The 20,718-nt window shown below is 35.9% G+C and carries 11 protein-coding genes and 1 pseudogene; 5 read left to right on the top strand and 7 right to left on the bottom strand.

Annotated elements, in window-relative coordinates; genetic code table 11:
- Positions 1 to 70 precede the first annotated feature (70 nt).
- The 4 genes from GA0116959_RS00970 to GA0116959_RS00955 all read left to right on the top strand — a co-directional run bounded on the left by GA0116959_RS00970 (position 71) and on the right by GA0116959_RS00955 (position 7,753).
- On the top strand, positions 71 to 1,222 hold the full coding sequence (locus tag GA0116959_RS00970; RefSeq protein ID WP_092717373.1) for an HlyD family secretion protein: 1,152 nt from the start codon (positions 71 to 73) through the stop codon (positions 1,220 to 1,222).
- A gap of 6 nt (positions 1,223 to 1,228) precedes the next feature.
- Complete coding sequence (locus GA0116959_RS00965; protein WP_092717370.1) at positions 1,229 to 2,761, top strand: DHA2 family efflux MFS transporter permease subunit; 1,533 nt, start codon at positions 1,229 to 1,231, stop codon at positions 2,759 to 2,761.
- A 585-nt stretch (positions 2,762 to 3,346) separates the two neighbouring features.
- Positions 3,347 to 5,536: a TonB-dependent siderophore receptor gene (locus tag GA0116959_RS00960; protein WP_092717367.1), complete on the top strand. Its 2,190-nt coding sequence runs from the start codon at positions 3,347 to 3,349 to the stop codon at positions 5,534 to 5,536.
- 990 nt (positions 5,537 to 6,526) lie between these two features.
- On the top strand, positions 6,527 to 7,753 hold the full coding sequence (locus tag GA0116959_RS00955; protein ID WP_092717363.1) for an acetamidase/formamidase family protein: 1,227 nt from the start codon (positions 6,527 to 6,529) through the stop codon (positions 7,751 to 7,753).
- A gap of 3,083 nt (positions 7,754 to 10,836) precedes the next feature.
- Here the strand turns inward: GA0116959_RS00955 and GA0116959_RS00950 are convergent.
- From GA0116959_RS00950 to ssb, 4 genes and pseudogenes are all read right to left on the bottom strand, one after another.
- Positions 10,837 to 11,046, bottom strand: a complete 210-nt coding sequence (locus tag GA0116959_RS00950) for a hypothetical protein (RefSeq protein ID WP_092717359.1) — start codon at positions 11,044 to 11,046, stop codon at positions 10,837 to 10,839.
- A 170-nt stretch (positions 11,047 to 11,216) separates the two neighbouring features.
- Complete coding sequence (locus GA0116959_RS00945; protein ID WP_092717355.1) at positions 11,217 to 12,005, bottom strand: hypothetical protein; 789 nt, start codon at positions 12,003 to 12,005, stop codon at positions 11,217 to 11,219.
- A 130-nt stretch (positions 12,006 to 12,135) separates the two neighbouring features.
- Positions 12,136 to 12,828: a hypothetical protein gene (locus tag GA0116959_RS14375; protein WP_244878541.1), complete on the bottom strand. Its 693-nt coding sequence runs from the start codon at positions 12,826 to 12,828 to the stop codon at positions 12,136 to 12,138.
- A 90-nt stretch (positions 12,829 to 12,918) separates the two neighbouring features.
- A pseudogene (gene ssb, locus GA0116959_RS00935) lies at positions 12,919 to 13,172 on the bottom strand (single-stranded DNA-binding protein); the annotation flags it as partial.
- A 195-nt stretch (positions 13,173 to 13,367) separates the two neighbouring features.
- Here ssb and GA0116959_RS00930 point away from each other — a divergent pair.
- The gene (locus GA0116959_RS00930; RefSeq protein WP_092717352.1) at positions 13,368 to 17,156 is read left to right on the top strand and encodes an SIR2 family protein; all 3,789 of its coding nucleotides are present in this window, start codon (positions 13,368 to 13,370) and stop codon (positions 17,154 to 17,156) included.
- A gap of 404 nt (positions 17,157 to 17,560) precedes the next feature.
- Here GA0116959_RS00930 and GA0116959_RS00925 read toward each other — a convergent pair whose 3' ends face one another.
- Genes GA0116959_RS00925 through GA0116959_RS00915 form a run of 3 tightly spaced genes read right to left on the bottom strand, consistent with a single transcriptional unit; the run spans position 17,561 to position 20,716 of the window.
- Entirely contained in the window at positions 17,561 to 20,032 is a 2,472-nt protein-coding gene (locus GA0116959_RS00925) for a DUF927 domain-containing protein (RefSeq protein ID WP_092717349.1), read from the bottom strand.
- On the bottom strand, positions 20,029 to 20,340 hold the full coding sequence (locus tag GA0116959_RS00920; protein WP_092717346.1) for a hypothetical protein: 312 nt from the start codon (positions 20,338 to 20,340) through the stop codon (positions 20,029 to 20,031). Before GA0116959_RS00920 ends, GA0116959_RS00925 begins: the two co-directional genes overlap by 4 nt.
- Positions 20,318 to 20,716, bottom strand: coding sequence for a hypothetical protein (locus tag GA0116959_RS00915; RefSeq protein ID WP_092717343.1), 399 nt, complete (start codon positions 20,714 to 20,716; stop codon positions 20,318 to 20,320). Before GA0116959_RS00915 ends, GA0116959_RS00920 begins: the two co-directional genes overlap by 23 nt.
- Positions 20,717 to 20,718 lie beyond the last annotated feature (2 nt).

Here is a 20,718-nt window from a genome sequence, read left to right as displayed (position 1 = left end):
AGCCCTCTGTTGTAAAGCAGAATGATACACAGGTGGAGGTGACCAAGTTTGTTGGATTTAGGAATAATTGATGACAGATGCTCAAAACACCTCACCCGAATTGGGTCAAATGCCTGAACCTTCAGATACTGTTTTAAAAGCAAAACGCAAAAAAGCATTAGTTTTTGTTGCTCTGATTCTGATCATCGCTGCAATCCTCTATGTACTCTGGTCACTATTTTTTAATCATTCGGTCAGTACTGACAATGCCTATGTAGGTGCAGAAACAGCCTCAATTACCTCTATGGTAAATGGCCAAGTTGAACAAGTGTCGGTGAGTGATACTCAAAGTGTTAAACAGGGTCAATTATTGGTTCGAGTGGACAATCGCGATGCACAGATTGCAGTTGCTCAGGCACAAGCTGAATTGATGAAAGCCAAACGTCAATATAAGCAAACACAAGCCAATAGTAGTGCACTCAATTCTCAGGTCTTTGTCAGTGATGACGGAATTCACAGTGCAGAAGCGCAAGTAGCGAAAGCGAAAACTGAATTGAATAAAGCACAGGATGATTTGTCTCGTCGTCTTAAGTTGAGTGTATCAGGCGCAATTTCTAAAGAAGAGCTGAGTACCGCACAAAGTGCTGTAAATAATGCACAAGCAGGATTTGATTTGGCTCAAGCAGGTTTAGCACAGGCTCAATCGAGTCAGAAAGCCGCACAAAGTACCTTGGCAGCCAATGAAGCACTGATTTTGGGAAGTAATGAAACATCAACGCCCGATGTATTGATTGCACAAGCGCGTTTAAAACAAGCCATGCTAGATTTAGAGCGTACTGAAATTAAAGCGCCATTTGATGGGGTTATCACGCGTCGAAATATACAGGTTGGACAACGTGTTGCTGCGGGCAGTGTTTTGATGATGCTGGTTCCGATGAATAAGCTGTACGTCGATGCCAATTTTAAAGAGAGTCAATTGGCTAAAGTAAAAGCTGATCAGAATGTTATTCTTACTTCTGATCTATATGGCGATGAGGTTGAATTTCATGGAAAAGTTGTAGGCTTTTCAGGGGGTACAGGTTCAGCCTTTGCTTTAATTCCTGCACAAAATGCCACAGGAAACTGGATTAAGGTGGTTCAGCGTTTACCTGTTCGAATTGTACTTGATCCTCAAGAGTTGACGGAGCACCCGTTACGTGTAGGGCTCTCTATGGAAGCGAAAATTAACCTCGCTTCGAAGTAGTTGCCTATGAACCAGAATAGCTATATCCCCTTTGGCGACTTGAAAGGGCCTCGTCTCATCTTTGCTGCTTTTGTGTTGGCTTTAGCCAATTTCATGGTGGTTCTAGATATGACCATTGCCAATGTTTCTGTGCCCCATATAACGGGAAGCTTGGCAGTATCAAGTTCACAAGGGACTTGGGTCATTACTTCCTATGCGGTTGCCGAAGCCATTTGTGTTCCATTGACAGGATGGTTGGCAGGACGTTTTGGTGGCGTTCGGGTTTTTGTTGTCAGTTTGATCGGTTTTACCATTTTTTCTGTATTGTGTGGATTGTCGACAAGTTTGGAGATGTTGGTATTTTGCCGAATAGGGCAGGGTTTATTTGGTGGGCCGATTATGCCACTGAGCCAAACTTTGTTAATGCGTATATTCCCCCCAGAAAAACAGTCCCAAGCCATGGGGATGTGGGCGATGACGACTGTAATTGGACCTATTTTAGGCCCCATTTTAGGTGGCTCTATTAGTGATAATATGTCATGGCACTGGATTTTCTTTATTAATATTCCTGTCGGCATATTCTGTGCACTTGCGGCTATGCGTTTATTAAAACCCGCAGAAACGGCCATTTCAAAAATCAAGATTGATAGTATTGGTTTATTTCTACTGATTATCTGGATTGGTGCATTGCAACTGATGCTCGATCTGGGACACGAAAATGACTGGTTTAATAGCACTTTGATTTGTGCTTTAGCCATTATTACTGTGGTGGGTTTAATCATTTTTATTATTTGGGAACTCACAGAGAGACATCCCGTTGTTAATATTCAGATTTTTCGTTATCGTGGTTTTACTATTTCAGTTTTATCGCTTGCTTTTGCGTTCGGTGCATTCTTTGCCAGTATTGTGCTTATTCCGCAATGGCTACAAATAAATTTGGGTTATACCGCAACGTGGGCAGGTTATCTTACTGCGACTATGGGGTTTGGCAGTTTAACCATGTCACCAATTGTGGCGAAAATGGCCACCAAATATGATCAACGTGGTTTGGCATGTTTTGGTCTGATGATTTTAGCTGTAGTGACCTTAATACGTTCTTTTTGGACAACGGATGCTGATTTTATGGCATTGGCATTACCACAAATTTTGCAAGGTTTTGCGGTCCCTTTTTTCTTTATTCCTTTGTCTAATATGGCCTTGGCTTCTGTTCAGCCACACGAAATGGCCTCTGCGGCAGGTTTAATGAATTTTTTAAGAACCATGGCAGGGGCAATTGGTGCATCTATTGCAGTGACTTTATGGGATGATCATGCCAAAGTCGCACGTAGTGAAATGGTGTCAAACTTGCATGTCAATGAAGTTCAGAATACTTTGATGCAAAAAGGGATGAGTTCTGAGAGTGCTTTAGCGTATATCTCCAGCTTGGTGGATAAAGAAGCTTTAACGTTATCTGCAAATCATGTGTTTTTTATCTTATCGATGATTTTTGTTTTTGCAGCTTTGATTATCTGGTTATGTCCTAAACCTCAAAAAGGCGTCGGTGGACAACCGATTCATTAACAAAATCACCTACTATTCATGATGAATCAAAGATTCTAATACGTATAAAAAAAGCTTTGCTGGATGATCAAGCAAAGCTTTAGTTTTATAAATCATAATTGATGTTGATTTAAGAATTTAGTGAGTGAAATTTAAAAAATAAATGATTATAAGTTCTCGTTTTTTATTTTAAAAGTGAGAGTAAATACAGGGATACAGACTATTTAGTGCTAGTTAATTTTGTTTTAATGTGATTTTAAAGACTGGATTGTCAAGATAAATTCCCTCTATCTAGTACAACAAAATATAGCGCACTTTATACAGGAAAAAAATTGGTATCTCTTGTTACACGTAGTAAAAAAGGCATTTTCATATTATGGTTGAATAGTCTAATAGCACAGCTTTTGAGGGGTTTTTATTAGTGGTGCTATACACCCAAAAATGCTCAGATAAACGTACAACATTACTTTTCATATTTATTGATAATAGCATTCAACAATATTTTTATTAAATTTTAAATAATCTTAGATAAAACTTATTAAATTGACCTTTTTTATTTTTTTAACCGACTTAAAAGTATTATTAATGGTTAAAAGGTCATCGTTCATGTTGTCACAAGACATTCAGAAGACAGATAAAAAATATTTGTCGAAAATGATAAAACTCATTATGGTAGGCACAACATATGTTGCCACTAATAGCCTAGTATCTGCCTCAGATGATATCGCACAAAATAGTACAGCCACTCAAGTACTACCGACGCTTACTGTTACAGCAAATCAGTTAGGTGAAATAACAGAAAATAGTGGCATATATACTCCAGGAGCAATTGCTACAGCAACTCGGTTGGTTTTAAAACCGAAAGAAACACCACAAACGATTAGCGTGATTACCCGTCAAGAAATGGATGACTTTAATTTAAGTTCTATTGATGAGGTAATGCGTCATACACCAGGCGTAAGCGTAGTTACTTACGATAGTGAACGGACTGAATATTATTCACGAGGTTTTGCAATTCAGAACTTTCAATATGACGGTATTCCTATGAATCGTGATTCTGCTTACTCAGCAGGAAACACTTTAAGTGATATGGCTATTTATGACCGTATTGAAGTGCTCAAAGGAGCAACTGGCTTATTGACTGGTATTGGAGATCCAGGAGCAACAATTAACCTGATTCGAAAAAAACCAACTCAAGAGTTTCAGGGCAGTGCTTCAGCCGATCTAGGTTCATGGAATACATACCGGAGTGAAGTGGATTTAAGTGGGCCAATAAATGAATCAGGAACTATCCGTGCTCGTGGTGTTGCTGCTTACCAAGAAAAAGAATCACAACTTGACAACTATGAACGTAAATCTCCTGTTTTCTATGGAATATTAGAAGCTGATCTATCTGAAAATACTTTACTTACTGTGGGTGCTGATTATCAGGACAGTAAGCCCAAAGGATCAACTTGGGGAGGAATCCCAATTTATGATGCGACAGGCCAATTTAATAAAATGCCTAAAAGTTTTAACAACGGAGCAAATTGGAGTAACTGGGAACAATATACACGAACTATATTTTCAACTTTAGAGCATAAATTTGATAATGATTGGATCGCTAAATTGCAATTAAACCACCAAATCAATGAATATGATGCACGTTTGGGTGCTGCCGCAGGTGGCAATCCAAATCCAGTAACTGGGGAAGGTGTTTCTATGTGGCTTGGGAAATACAAAGGTGAAACTAAAAGTAATGCAGCAGACGTATATGCCACAGGGCCATTTCAGCTTTTTGGTCGTCAACATGAGTTAGTGCTCGGTGCAAATATTTCTCAAAGTACTTGGAAAAATAATGGTTATAGCGCTCCTAGTGACTATAAGACCAGTGTAGATCAATATTACCAATGGGATGGCAATGTTCCAGAACCTGACTGGCAAAAAGGTAGTCATTGGAGCAATGACGAAACGACCAAACAAAATGGACTTTACGTTACTTCTCGTTTGAATTTACGTGATGATTTAAAAGTAATTTTAGGTGGGCGTGTTGCAAATTATGAATCAGAAGATACGAAAAAGTCAGGCATATTCGTGCCTTATATCGGCACCGTTTATGATTTAAATGATAATTATTCACTTTATGCAAGTTACAGTACGATATTTAAACCTCAATCTAAAAAAGATATAAATGGGAAAGTTCTTGATCCGCTGGAAGGTGAAAACTACGAAGTGGGAATGAAGGGTGAGTTTTATGGTGGGCGTCTAAATACAAGCTTGGCATATTATCAGCTTACGCAGAACAATTTTGGTAAAGAGCTTCTACTAACTGCAACTCCTGCTGGAGAGATCGCTTATGAAGCGTTACAAGGTGTCAAAACTAAAGGGGCTGAATTAGAAATTACGGGCGAGATTATGCCTGGTTGGAATTTACATGCTGGCTTTAATCATAAGGTTTCAAAGCAGGAAGGTAAGAAAGAAAGTACTTTAACCCCTGAAAATGAATTTACGCTTTATACCAGTTATAAAGTTAATCAATGGGTTGACGGTTTAACCGTAGGTGGTGGTGTACGTTGGCAAGATGAGACATGGGGTGATGTCAGTAATCCACTAGACAAAGACTCATTTAAACATGTCGTATCCGACTATTGGTTAGTTGACGCTATGGCAAATTACGAGGTAAATGACCAGTTATCACTTTCATTTAATGTGAATAATCTTTTAGATGAGAAATATTATACGATTTTTAGCTGGTATAGCACTTATACATGGGGTGAAGGACGTAACTATAATTTAGGACTCAAGTACAAATTTTAAGACATCTTCAGTTTTTATTCGTTTACCATTTAGACTGTTGAGATACAGCCTAAATGGTATTTTAGTTTAAAATGCAATTTCTATTCCATAAAATATCGAATTAAAATATCCATTTCAGCAATTGAAACACATCAGTTCTAATTTCCGTGAGTTCTTCTTTTTAGATGTGTTTCGTTATAAAAAACAGGGCTTATATATTGATTGAATTCACTTAATTTGAGTCCAAAATTTATCTTTGTGGATTTTAAAATTTAAATATTAATACAAGTATTTGATTTTTATGTAATTAAAAAAATTATGTCTGAATGATCTTACTTTTTACTCTTAATCTTCACGTGGAAGTATATCAGTGAGTATCTTTAAGCTTTTACTTGTACATCTGAAATCATAGCTAGCCTATTACACGCGTGTCACACCTGTGTAAAATTTTATCGTGATTATGACTTAGATAAAAAGCGTTCACGTTTTATGTTAATGAAAAGCTTCTTTTTTACATTTCTTCTAGGACCTACTCGAACGGATTCAAAATCCAGTCAAGATTGAGTAGGACACAAGCGTATTTCTTGCATGACGTAGCATGACGTAGCATGACGTAGCATGACGAAACAACGGTGTCTTATTGGACGTAGTAGGACAAAATATAATTATAATGAAATAGCTAAAATCCACTGATAGCAATACTTTGAAGTGGTTTCTATATGTCTTTTTTAACGCACCTCGTTTAACAAAATTATAAATACTCTGTCATGCAAGATTTAAAGTTATTTTGTGATACGGAGCATGACAAAACAACATGTTTAACTTTGAGGGAATAGATAGCAGGTTTTGTAGTCACTTAAGTATTTATGCACCTGATTAGATCGGATGTTTGTAAGTAAATAGTGCATTTTTCATGTAAATTATCCAATAAACCCAATTCTAGCGTGGCATGGAATTTGCTGTAGACGTATTTACAATATTTTTATTTTTCAATTATTAAAGGTATGTTCTATGTTTAAGCACACGCTCATTTCAATATTTATTTTCAGCGCTCTTGGTTCTTCAGCAGCCTATGCAGAAAGTTTTAATATTCTTAAGCAGATATCAAATAAACCTGTTCAGCTCAAAGATGGCGAATACAAAGGCAATTATTATGTTCCTTCGACTTTAGATACGATTACTTGGGGATATTTGCCAAATAAAGATGCTAAGCCTGTTATTTCGGTTCCGTCTGGCAGTGTGGTGACTTTTGATACAGTTTCACATGAAGGTTTACTTGAAGATCAAGGACGCGATGCAGAAAAATTCTTTAAATCTAAAGGCGTGAAAGCCGAATATATTTTAGATGAAGCAAAAAAGATTACTCAATCTAAATTGAGTCATGATTTTCATAAAGATGGTCCACATATTGTGACTGGACCTGTTGAAATTCAAGGTGCTCAACCAGGTGATATCTTAAAAGTAGAAGTGATTAAAGTTGAGCCACGTGTTCCTTATGGCGTCATCTCCAACCGTCATGGTAAAGGTGCACTCGTTGGTGAATTTCCGAAAAAACCAAAACAAGAAAATGCCTCCGCTGCCCATCCTGAACGATATGGCAATGTTTCGGTATTTACCCCTATAGAAAAAAATTCGCAAGGTGAGTATGAAGGTGTCCTAAAAACAGAATCAGGTAAGTCTATTCGTTTCCCACTTTATCCTTTTATGGGGATTATGGGGGTCGCTGCGAATACCTCCGAACCTGTGCATTCTGTTCCGCCAGCAATGTATGGCGGTAACATTGATATTAATGAATTAGGTGCTGGATCAACTGCCTATTATCCTGTGCAAGTCAAAGGTGCTCTCTTCTATACAGGTGATAGTCACTTTGCACAAGGAGATGGTGAAGTAGCTTTGACAGCGCTTGAGGCATCCGCTCGTGCAACGCTTAAATTTACTTTATTAAAAGCAGGTAAAGATAAGATTCCTGGTAAGGAAATTGTACAACCTTTAGCAGAAAATGCTGAGTTTTGGATTACACCAGGATTAGACGAAGACTTAGATGAGGCTATGAAAAAATCCACTCGTGAAGCAATCCGTTTTTTAAATCAGGAATACGGTATTGATGAGGCAATTGCCTATGCTTATTTAAGTGCTGCTACAGATTTTGAAGTTTCACAAGTGGTGGATAAAACCAAAGGAATCCATGCCAAAATACGCAAAGCGGACTTCAAAGAGTTTAGTGAAGAGCAAAAATAAATAGTATTTGTATATATAGAGAAATACAGGGAACGCAGCACTATAACGCTTTTATGTTTGGTTATATTCAGGCATAAAAAAAGGCTTAACCCCTTTAGGATTAAGCCTTTTAGTTCCAAAACTAGGCATATTTTGCCGGTGGCGACAATTGAACAAATATTATAAGTGTATGTTTTATATTGTTTAAATTTTATATAAAAATCCTAGTGTACATGACAGTGTACAAATTACTTGTTGCTAGCCTATTTTCTCTGGGTTTGGTTGTCGTACTGGGTGATGAACTCAAGAGGTAAAAATACCCCCCTTGATACACTCCACTGCGTTTTCATTCTTGATTATTGGCCGATCTATATAGCGGTTTACTGTGTTTTTTCACTGCTCCTCTATTTGGTGGCTCAGGTAGGAGTAGATTCAAAATCCACATTTGGAATGCTGAATTAACTTGGTCACGTTTTAAATGTCAGTAAGTTTGTTCATATCTCCCCCTAGGTAAAAGGGTTAGATTTTATATCCGCATTTCAAATACCAATAAGCCTGATAGATGCTCCCCCAATGGTCGAAGCTCAAACGCTTTGAACCTGTCAAAACCTGACATTTAGTCTTACGTAGTCTTACAATATCGGTATTCGTTAAATACGGCGTAAACCTTGCTGTGTGTATATTTGAGCATGGTTTTGATGGTCTTTTTAATGTGGTGCTGTAAGACAAAAATAAGGTCAAAATTCTTTACGTAGCTATACAAAACTGGGGGGGCTTGATGAAATGGGATTCCCTAAAAATAGCGGTAAACCTTGCTAGATATAGCATTTAAGCAATTTTAATGGTCTTTCTACTGGTGGCCCATCAAGGGAATTAAATAAACGCCGTAAAGAATAATTTAAGGCTGTTTTGTTTTACGTAGTTTTACGGATTGATATGTAGAAAAACACTGTATGCCTTACTGTAACTGACATACATAGCAATTTATATAAATATGCTGTAAAACAAAAAATACTTGGATGTACTTGGATGGATTTTAAATCTGACCAAGTTTTTTCTTTATGATTCTTGATGAAACAAGGCTTTATTCTTAGACGTACTTAGACAGATTGAAATTAATGCCAGATTATTGTGATGTTTGCTACGTATGGCTTTGACATGGCTTTTATGTCGTTTCTTGAATGAGTATTGTCTAAGTAGGATTTTGACTATTTAGGTTGACGTACGTTGACGGAATAGGGTTTCCATAAAACTATCAAAATCCTTTCATCTTATAGCTCTGACCACTGTTTTACAGATGATTTAGCATGTATGCCGTCAACCTAAAATAAGGCTAATCTTGCATGACGTAACATTACAAAACCATATTTCTTGTTGGACGTAGCAGGACGAAGCGCAGTTTTAATATAATAGCTGTATGCCTTGTATAGTTTGGCTTTGACTGCATTTTTATAGGTGCTTTTATGATTGCCTTGTCCAACAAATACAAAAGGCTTGTCATGCAAGATTTTGCGACACGTAGCGACACGGAATTGATTTATTTACCTTGACGTACCTTGACGAAATGCAGTTTTAATAAAATGGCTGTAATGCTTATATAGTAAGGCGTTGATATAGTTTTTATGGTGCTTTTGGGTGGAGTGCTGTCAAGGTAAATTAATGATGTGTCGTATAGCTAAATTTCTCCCTTTCTTGTGCGACGTAGAACGACAAAGCCTATTTTCATTAATGGGCTATAGGCCAAGGATAGTAAGTCTTTAAGACTGTTTTATATTGCTTGCCGTCGTACAAAATACGAAGTTCTTGTATCACTAGAATTAGGGAGATTTTGTTTGACGTAGTTTGACAAAGCGTAGTTTTGGTAATTTGTTTTAAACCCAATGGTAGCAAAGCTTTGAAGCATTTTTATAAGGTATTTATTAACGTACCTTGTCATGCAAGATTTAAGGATGTTTTGTGATACGTAGTGATACAGATATGGATATATGCCTGTATGTTTTCACCCTATTAGATTTGAAATCCATAATGGTGAATTTCAGATTCTAAATCCTGAATTTAGTTATACGTAGTCATACAGATTTACCTTGACGTACCTTGACGAAATATTACTTCTTAAAACCTAGTGAAAATAGCTGTGATACTTTATTCATAAAGGTCTGAGTGCATTTTATTTCTTTTTTCTAGGGTGGTGCTGTCAAGGTAAATGGCTTATGTCCTGTATAACAAAATATACGGCGCTTTCTGCAAGGTGAATGGTATTTCTTGCTATACGTAGCTATACAAAACAGCATTTTCAAGTATGAGTGAATGGCCTGCGAGCACAGCTTTTCAGCTTGTTTTACTGGTAGGTGCTGTATATCTAATTAACAGGACAGAATGTAGCGTTTTCCTTGATGATTCTTGATGAAATGGCACTTATTGAAAACGGCTGCAATCCCCAGTAGATAAGGCCTTGAAGCTGTTTTTAGTGGTTTTATGGTGGAGCTTCATCAAGGAAATATTGAATAAAGCTTATCTGGTATGAAATACGGATTCTTCTTGGACGTACTTGGACGGATTGGAATTTATAAAAAACATATAAATACGCTGTAATGTTCGATTGATAAGGCTTGTATGAAATTTAATAGAATACTTAAGTCATACCTTGTTCAGGTAAATTTTTGGCTGTTTACGTTAACGTACGTTGACAGGATTGGTATTTCACAAAATAGGATAAAGCCTTTTTGTATATGCCTTTAAGCACAATTTAATGCCTTATTTACGCCGTATGCCGTCAACCTAAATTAATATGACTTGTCTAGCCAAATTCATGGCGTTTTTGTCAGTGAAAATGTCAAAACAATTGAGTTGTTTTTTAGTGGTTTATGACTGTCTCAGCACAATTAGATGTCAGAGGATTTGTCTAATTAGACTGTACCGATCTATAGCTGTCTAAGGCATTGACACGTTATCTATCGACTCAGTTGTCATGATTTTCATGATGGCTAAACCAATCTAAAGCCATTTATTCAGTTGTGGTGCAAATACCCATGACTGGTGATTGAATCTGCATGGTGATAATGACCATTCAGCTAATAAAAAGCCCCAAGTTAAGGAGGCTGTTTTTAATCTTCTACGGAAAGGATTGCCACTGTTGTATGAAACAATCCTAGGTCCCCTTCAATGGTTTCGGTGCCAATATGCTCAATTTGATAATTATGTTCACTCAGCATGTGGTTTATCCCTTTTTCAAAACAAATACCACCCACATCAACATTGCGACAATAAGGGCAACTTCTTAAACTATCTGTAGACACCTTAAATATTTGTTTCATCTTTAATTCCTTTAAAGTTTAGTATTTTTATCTCAAGATTGGATCTATAGCTAATCAATCCTGATAGGATTCACTCCAAGTATTTAATTATTTTCCAGACTACAGATTAGTGCAACTACTTTGCTAAGAACTAATAGCCTTAATAATGAGAATAAAAACTATAAAAATGATTATTTACTTTTTAATACGAGTTTTTTTAGCCTTTCATTTAATTCCTTATCAGTTTTTATATCGGTTTTTATACCTATTTCCTGTCTTAAGCTATACATTACATCTACTGCTTTTGTATTTATCTTAATCATAAAGTCATGAATTTTTGGTTCTGCATCGGTGCAAAGTTCTTGAACTAAATCGCCTTTATCTTGTGCAGCCTGTAAATACTTATGAGAAAAATTTAATTTATCGTCAAATATTTGTAATGCATTTTCAATATTTTTCTGCGCAGGATCTTCAACCTGAAGATCTACTAAGCGAGACTTAATTGGCTCTAACTCACTCATAATTTTAAAATAGGTTTTGTAAGCTATTTCACAATCCTGTGAGGCATCAAAAATACTTGATATTGGATCTTCAATTAATTTTAATTCTGTAAAGAAAATTTCATAAAATTCAACGAGCTTAACTTTAGTTTTAGTATCACAAACAAACATTGACTGATCAATCGCTGCAACAAAATTTTCAAATCTTGGTTTAAATTCATCGGATGTCTTTTTAGGATCTACTGTAATCATTGATAAGGAAGCTATCATTCGAGAGTAAGAATCAACGGTTTTTAAATATGTATTTCTTCTTATCTCATCAATTGAGGTTTTTCTTTGTATATGTTTTGCCGTATACCATGAAACCACCAAACCGACTATAAGGCCTAGTGCGGCTATACTTGCTGCAAATATCGTTGCATCAGCTTGTATATTCGCGGCTTGTATGGTTTCAGAAACTATTTGATTTTTTTGGTTCATGCTATTTTCTTAAGTATTTTACAATTTCATTTATAGAAAATATTAACTGATATATTGAGATTCAGTACGACTTAATTCTGAATTTTCGGAGTCCATAAAAAGGGCAAGGTAATTTGAAAAAATAAATATATTACAGCACTCTTAGACCTTTTGAGAGTTCGGTTAAGTTACTTATTTCCAAGCTGAGACTTTCAATTGACTCGCGCTGTCTTTTAAGTCTGCTTAAATAAGACTCCCTGGAATCACCAAACCGATCAATATTCTTTTCCAATAGTGGATATCTCTGGAAAAAGTCTTCATCTTCTTTAAGTTTTTTGCCAATTTGATTTATTTCTTTAAGTATTTTTTTGGAAGCATTATAAAAATCTTTTGCCTCAGAATCTGGTCCAAATGACTTCTCTGTAATTTTTTCCAATGCTATACATTCCAGTGTTATAAGAAATTCTTGTTTCACAATATCTAATGATGCTGCTTCATTATTAATATTTTCATCTCTGCAAACACTTACATATAATTGAGCAAGTTTTTCCAATAAGATATTAATTCTGCTTAAGATAACTTCACTTTCTTGTTCTTTTCTCTTTTCTATATGTTGCACCCTCCAATCACTGAAAAGAATAAATGCAGCAACTGGAGCAAGAAAGGCTGCAGCTAAGGTTAGAGCATCCTTTATAACGTCATATGCAATAGATCGATTAAAGTCATAATCGTAAATCGGGTAATTGCTTTTCAGAAAGAAAGCTATCGCTAAGTACCAAAATATTCCTCCAAAAGTCCAAAATCCGACCTGTTTTATCTTTTCTTCTAAAGTCTTCTTAGTCATAAATCCCCCTAAATTTAAAGAGATATTAGTTTAAATGAGGAAAATACACCATTATTAAAAAAGCCCCATCAAAGGGGCATATAAGCACTAAAGCAATTGCAGAACATCAGCTCGAATCTCGGTTATTTCCTTTTCTGATCCGCTTTGGTCTTTCCATTTACGTGTACGGAATGGGCCCTCTATATAAACCTTTCCGCCTTTCTTAAGGTACTTACTGGCAATCTCAGCTAATCGGTTACTAGTGGCGATTCCGTAGCCTCTTTGCGTTCTCCAGTGGTCTTGTCTTTCTAATGTTCCGAGGTTGCCACGCTGAATGTGGTAATGCTACTACCGTTGGGATCAATTTTTTATTAAGGGAGAGGTTCAGTATGCCAAAATATTGGATAATTCTAAAAGCACGTGAATAAAATTTTTACTAGTTAAATATGAAAAAATAGTAATTATTTTAATAGTAAATCATGTAATTTAAAATGAAATATATATGTTATAAAACAATTATTTAAAAATATATATGCTTTTATATAAAGTTGAGAATTAAAATGCGCTTTACTAAAACTGGTCCTAATATTCCCGATGAATTAATTGAAGCACAAAAAAATGGTGAACTTCTATTTTTCTGTGGTGCGGGGGTTTCGGTTCCAGCTGGATTACCTACTTTTTATAGTTTAACGAAAAAAGTTGCTGAAGAATTACATGCACTAGATGATGAAAATAATGAGATTTCACAATTACTATTTAATTCTCAATTCGATAGAACATTTACAGCCTTAAAAAGAACTTATGGTGATGAGATTGTTGATTCTGTCTTATTAAATGAGCTAAAACTCAAAAAAACTCCATTACTAAGGAATCATGAAAATCTTTTAAAACTTTCGATAAATGAAGAAAAGAAACCATTTCTTATAACAACAAACTTTGATCTACTTTTTGAGAAAGTGGATAAGAAAGTAAAATCTTTTGTTCCACCATATTTACCAGATCTAAAATCTAAAGATCCATTATCAGGCATTGTTTACTTACATGGTAAATGGATAGATCCAAAGAAAAATGAACCTAATAATCTTATTGTTTCATCTCAAGACTTTGGTAGTGCTTATTTATCCCATGGTTGGGCAACAAGATTTTTATCAAATCTATTGACACGCCGTACAGTCGTATTAATTGGTTATTCGGGAGATGATACTTTAGTTCGTTATTTACTTGAGGGACTAAACTCTGAAAATTCGGACAATAAAAATAAGATATATGCCTTTGAACGAGGAGAGCAAAGCAAAATTGATCAAAAGTGGGCTCAGCTTGGTGCTATAGGTATTTCATACCCTAATCATGATGATCTATGGGATACAATTACAGAATGGGCAAAATATGCGGGAGATGATGATAAGTGGAATACTCACATTTTTGAATTTAGTCAAAAAAGCCCAAAAGATTTAGAAGCATTTGAGAGAGGACAGGTTGCCAATTTTATTTCAACATTTAAAGGTGCTCAAAAGTTTCAATTATTTCAGCCCACCCCAAAAGCAGAATGGATTTATGTTTTTGATAAATATATCAGGTTAGGAAAACTTAAAAACGTAAAAAATCAAACTGGTCAAAATCTTATATTAGATCCTATCGATTTATATGGGATAGATACAGATTTTATTCGTTCAGACTTAGAATTAATTCCTAATCATTTAATAAATAATGTTGGTGAAGATTTCATTGATAATTTAAATACTGAGCACTCAGGTAAGCTAAGAGAAAGAATATCAAATTTACGATATCAAAGGTTATGGGCTGTAAACTCAAGAATTACAAGTTTAATAAGATGGCTCGTAAAAGTTATTGAACAACCTGCAGGTATATGGTGGGTCGCCAATCAGAATAACTTACATCCATTAATGACCCGTGAAATTGAAGAGCGAATTACTAAAGAGCCTAATTCATTTTCTGAGAATAAATTAATTTTTTTCAGAAAAATAATATTAAGTCATAAGCTATTAGAAAGACAACCTACAATAACTTGGTATGAATTAAAATTTATAGTAGAGAAAAATGGCAATGTATTTACTGAGTCAAACTTAAAGGATCTGGAGTCATTACTTGAACCAACATTGAGAGTATGTAGTGATTTATCATATATCTCCTATTTGAACACTGAAGAAGATGAGAATCTAAAGATAAATTTTAAAACTCAATTTATTGGTTTTAGTCATGATTCTATTAATGTCCACGAAAACTCATTAATAAATGTTATCAATATCCTCGTAGTGTCATTACTTAAATATATAAAATTGCTTCAACACACCTCTACAACTGTTAGTTCATTTTTAAATTTTGAATATCCCATAATAGCTCTTAAGGATTTTGATAATGAAATGCGAGATGCTTATGAAAATACTGGAAAAATCATTGTTTGGTTAAGCCATTTGATTAACAGGCAACTTCAGATAGATGAAAAGGAGATTTATGCGCTTTCTAAAGAATGGCCAAAAAATGATTCATTTATTTTCAATCGTTTAAGATTATTTGTATGGATGTATTCTCAAAATATTCATGAATTTGATATCGGAAAAAATATCGAAAACTTCTCTGATGATTTTTTTTGGAGCTCAGTTCTAGAGGCGGATCTATTTAAATTTATTTCAAAAAAATGGGATAAAATACCTGAGCAAGATCGCATAATTATCGAAAATAAGATTATAAGATACTATCCAAATAATAAAGATTACGCTGACGACTTATTTGAAAAGAGAAGAATTTATCATACTGGGCGGTTACTAAATCAAATTCGTAATTCGAAAATAGGTTTATCAGAATCAGCTAAAAAAGATTTATTAAAAATAAAATCATCTGATAAATGGAAGAACAGTTTTTTAGATGAAGAACCATTTATTCCTGGTGCTATTTCAGGTTTAGTAAAGACTAATACATCTATAGATATGTTTGATTTAGGGCTAATAACAGATTCAACAAAATTATTGGATGAAATTAAAAAAATTGAGAATGAGAGGAGTGTAGTTCTTGAACAAAATAGACCATTTATTGGTTTAATACAAAAAAATATTCAACATGTTCTAAACATACTTTTAAAAGAGCTTGAGTTGGGTAACTTCCGTGAAGATTTTTGGCAGCAGTTATTTGAAAATATTCCTGAAAGTACAACCCTAGAAGAAAAATTAATTGTGGCTAATGCAATATTTCTTTTACCAAATGAAGTGATTTTTAATTGTCGCTTCAGTCTATCTAGATGGATTGATGAGACACTTGTAAATACCTGTATTTCAAATCATGGACTATTTTGGCAAGTCTGGGATTATGTTTTCAATTCACTAAATACAATAGGTCCAGATGCAACAAAAAGTTCTATCGGTGAAGTTAAACGAGGAGGAAAAGTTATAAATTTATCTCGAAAAACTTTAGATCATGCTTTGAATTCACCTATTGGTAAATTAGTTTATTCAATATTTTCAACTTTTAATGCTTGGAAATTAGACCCTAAGATTTGTAGAAAAAATTATCTTTCAAGATTTGAATTAGCATTAAATAGTGTTGGTGAAGGAGCTGATCATGCGGCAGTGATGATAGCATATCGTTTTAAATTCATTTTTTATCATTATAAACAATGGACTGAACTTAATTTAATTCCACTTTTAAATATAGAGAACCCAGTAAGCGAATCTGTTTGGCATGGAATAATGCTTGAGACACCTCCCCCAAAAGCAGCATTAATCATAAAGCCTTATATAACTTCATTGTTTAAAAATAAAACTGAATGGCTTGGTAGTGAAAAGTTAAAAAATAACTTAGCTACATATCTCGTTATTGTAAGTTACTGGTCATATCCTAAAGCTAAATATTATTCTGATATTGATCTTAGAAATATGATCCGAAATTTTGATAATGATATGCTCTCACATACCTTGTGGGTGTTACAGAAAGTAGTAACTGAACAAAAAAACTGGGCAACATTTGGACGACATTTTATTAAAAATATTTGGCCTAAAGAAATAAGATTTCAAAATTCAAGAACGTCTGAACGATTACTAAATTTAATTTTAGAAACACCTGATAGTTTTGTAGATATTCATAAACATGTAATGCCCTATTTAGGAAAAATAGATTCAGGATCCTTATTTATGTTCAGATTGGTCACAGATGATAAGGTTTTCCTTTTAGAAAAATATCCTGAAGAAATTCTTTTATTATTAGATAAAGTAATAGGTTCAAGAATTGAACATTATGATCATTATTTGAAGGACATATTAGAGAAATTAATTTCAGCGAAACCAACTATTAAAAACCATCCATCATGGAGAAGGTTAAAAGAAATAGCCGAAGATTAAAATCAATGAAATTGAGTAATTTTGCACTTAATTATCTATGTATGTTACAGGAGCAGTATTCCTTAAGATCTTCTTTCCTGCCAGCTATTTTGCTCTTATCCTGTTGGCTCATATATGTGTGTGTTTTGAGGTGGACATGGTGGACAAAGTGGACATTGGTAATTATCTGTATGATTTTAAATAAATAATACCGTCCACCTATGTATCAATTTGCATCATAAAAGGGTGGACATAAAAAATAGATGAAGTGGACAGAATAGATTGCATTGAATCGTGTCCACCTATTAAAATAGATATATTCATATAAAGTGGACATAATAATACCTATATATAACAATAAATTAGATTTCAATATTACTGCTATGTCCACCTTGTCCACTACGTCCACCTTATTAATATAGGTTTCAGGTTTCATTATCTAGACTCTGCATGGCTTCTGCGCTGAAATGCATCATTCTAGGCCGTGTACCATCAGGTAGATTATTACTGCATTTCTTCACATAGAGCTTTTTATCACCCTCTATGAACTCCTTAATCCAGCCATGTTTGATCAATGCCTTTTTTACACTGGCCTCATTCATTCCGATACACATTTCCTTTTTAAACATGGTCGGGGATACCAGGTAAACTTTATCTTCAGGATCATAGTAGCCGACACGGTTATTTATACGTGGGCGTATGACCTCACCGTCTGCTTGCCTGATTACGGTTAGATCCTCAAAACGGCTTGTGCCATTGGCCTCAAAAAATGCCTTAATATGCTCAAGGGTTTTAGTTTCTTCCATATTTTCGCCATTGCCTAGATTACCCAGCCAAGTGTTAAAGCAGTATGCTACTGCCTCAAATGCACGACCTTGTGTCCATCCTGTGATGCCTGCTTGTGTGGCCAGTTCTCCAGCAGTGGCCACAAGTGCAAAACGGCGTAAAACACGGCTAGCTTGCCCATTCTTGATATGAGTGTGCTGTTCAACAAAGCTATCCAGTAAGGCTTGGGCTTTCTGCATGACTGCGTCTTTATCTTGGGTTAGATATTCCAGCCATTTAATTCCTGCATGGCCATAGTGCTGTGATGCCAATTCATTAATGCGGTTACCAATATCTTGTGGTGCTGTGCCATAGTTAATACAGTCAAATACGCCGTATCCTTTACCTGCATCACTGGGGATATGTGCAAAGCGGAGTAATAGCCCTGCATCCAGTTCAATACTGCCACGGCGCAAATGCTCCTCAAGGGTCACTTCACCCGTAGAGGTATACATAAGGCTAAATTGCTTGGCATCGCGGTTTTTACCGGCCTTGGTACTTCGGGCTTTGCCTTGTCCACCAGTCAGCATATAGACAATATCAGACACCGCTTTCGGTACTGCTTGGCGTAGTTCATCCAGGTTTAAAAAGCTATCGTTTCTTAACTCTGCTTCATTCTCTAAGGCGTTGTCCGTGGTGCGCCATGACTTAGAGATATGCTTAGGATTACCCCATATACTGCATGATGCTTTGGTCACGGTACTTTTCCCATCGGTCGATGAACCATAGATGTGAAAACCGCCACTTTCAGCACCTAAAGGCAAAACCAGTTGGCCAGAAAAGGCACTGGAGAAGGCCAGTACAGCTAAAGCATGAGGTTCAATTAACCGGCTAAGTTCCTGCCATTCTTCAAAGCTCCCTGATACGGTGTAAGGGCTTTTACTGTCACTGTGAAAAAGTAGTTCCTCATCTTCACTATTGCCATACGTTTTATTGGGTGTGGCAAAACAAGAGCCATGCCATCCTGCACGATCGACACACCGAAAGCGTTGCTCTATCGGGTAGTCTTGAATGTAGTTAATGAATACATTTTTCTTATAGGCTTGGCGTGGAGGCATCAGGCCATGATTGGCAATAATCTTTAAAGCTTCCTGTGCTTCACCCATGAAATGCTCATAAGGGATTAACAACCGGTGCAGTGTATTGTCCTTATCATGGAACTGTAGAACACGCTTCCAATTGTCATTATTGAGGCTTCGTGCTTCACCTAAAATAATGGCAGAATGACAGATAAACGTCCGTGTCTGTTTAAGTTGGCCTTCCTCATCTCTTTTTTCTTTAATCAGGTAGAGGCCATTGTCCAAAATATGCAGAAATGCGCCGTCATCCATTTTAAAAGGCTTGGCCAAGTGGCCTTTAGGCAAAAAGCTCAGTTTAGGTAGTTGCTCTATCGCTTCATCAAGAAAAGCAGTGACTTCCTCTTTGCTGTCAGTTTTTAATAGCTCAGTCAGAAATTCAGCATCCATGATCTTTTGATACTGATTCAATAATCGGACTGGTGTGTTCTTCTCTAGGCTTTGGAATGCTTCAAGCTGAATATGTTCAGGGCGAACTGGTAGATAGAGCTGCTTGAATCCTGCCTGTGATAACTGCTTAATCACAAATTGAATTTGCTCAAAATCAAATGGCTTAAGTGCTGTTTGTTTAGCATTGCATAGGATAGGGAGTACCACTAATACAACGGCGTAACCGGTTTGAGCAATCTTAAAAAATGTCTCAAGGTTGTGGGTAATAATGACAGGTTTATCCTGGTCAAAATCACCATAGCTTGCAAAGCCTTTGGCCAATCCATCGGGGATGATAGAAACACGCTTTGCATCCTGTAATACAGCACATTGAACAATCTCTAATTGGCCGTTCACGATAGGCAAAATTAAAGGTTGGTCGTAGCTCATACCGTCTATCTCTATATGGCTTTGATCAACATAGATCGGCTGTAATGGATTACCAAAACGCTCAATGATTGAATGGTTTAAATGCGCTATTTCCTGTTGTTTAAATAGGGTGCATTGCGCTAAAATATTGCTAGGCTTATCAAGGTCATGCTGAAAGTTTTGGGCGGTGTTATTCATAGTGACACCGCCTTTTTATTTGCTTCCCATTCTATTTCGAATTTCTGTTCTTGAGCTTGATTAAATTCAGCAGATTCTTGAATCATAGTATTGCTGATTGCAATGAGGCGTTTTAGGTCGTTAAAGCATGACTCAGGGATATTGTAGACATTACTTAGGTATTCTTTGGTGCGTTTAAATTCATTAGCAATAGCCCCTAGCATTACACTTGTGTCAGCCATTTGTTCATAGGCAAGTGAATAGGCATCCACCATGTCACCAGCATCATAAGTTTTAGATGTGTTATTAGAATGAGTTTGTGTAGGCATGATTAATGCGCTCCTGTTGAACTAAAGGAGCTTTGCCATTCACGACCAAATGAGGGTGGCAAAGCTGAAAAGGGTTGGTCGACAGGCTCAACAGGTGACCTGCACATATAAATATGTCCCTCTCCAGCTTCACCATAACATGCGAACGCATAGAGATTTCACGCACAAAAAAAGCCCTTGCGGACTGTGCGCCTGTTGAGAGTTTATAGCCGACCAAAGCTAATTCACCATGAGGGTGAACGCCCTTAGCATAACTAGGCACATCACAGCTTTCAAGACCTAAGATGAAAATTCCTAAAATTAATGCTTTAGATATTGCTGAATTACAACGTTCATTTCGATAAGAAACGAACATTGCAAATGAACGTGTATTCATTC

The organism is Acinetobacter albensis, assembly GCF_900095025.1.
Classification (GTDB): domain Bacteria; phylum Pseudomonadota; class Gammaproteobacteria; order Pseudomonadales; family Moraxellaceae; genus Acinetobacter; species Acinetobacter albensis.
This window is presented reverse-complemented; position numbering and strand designations above follow the sequence as displayed.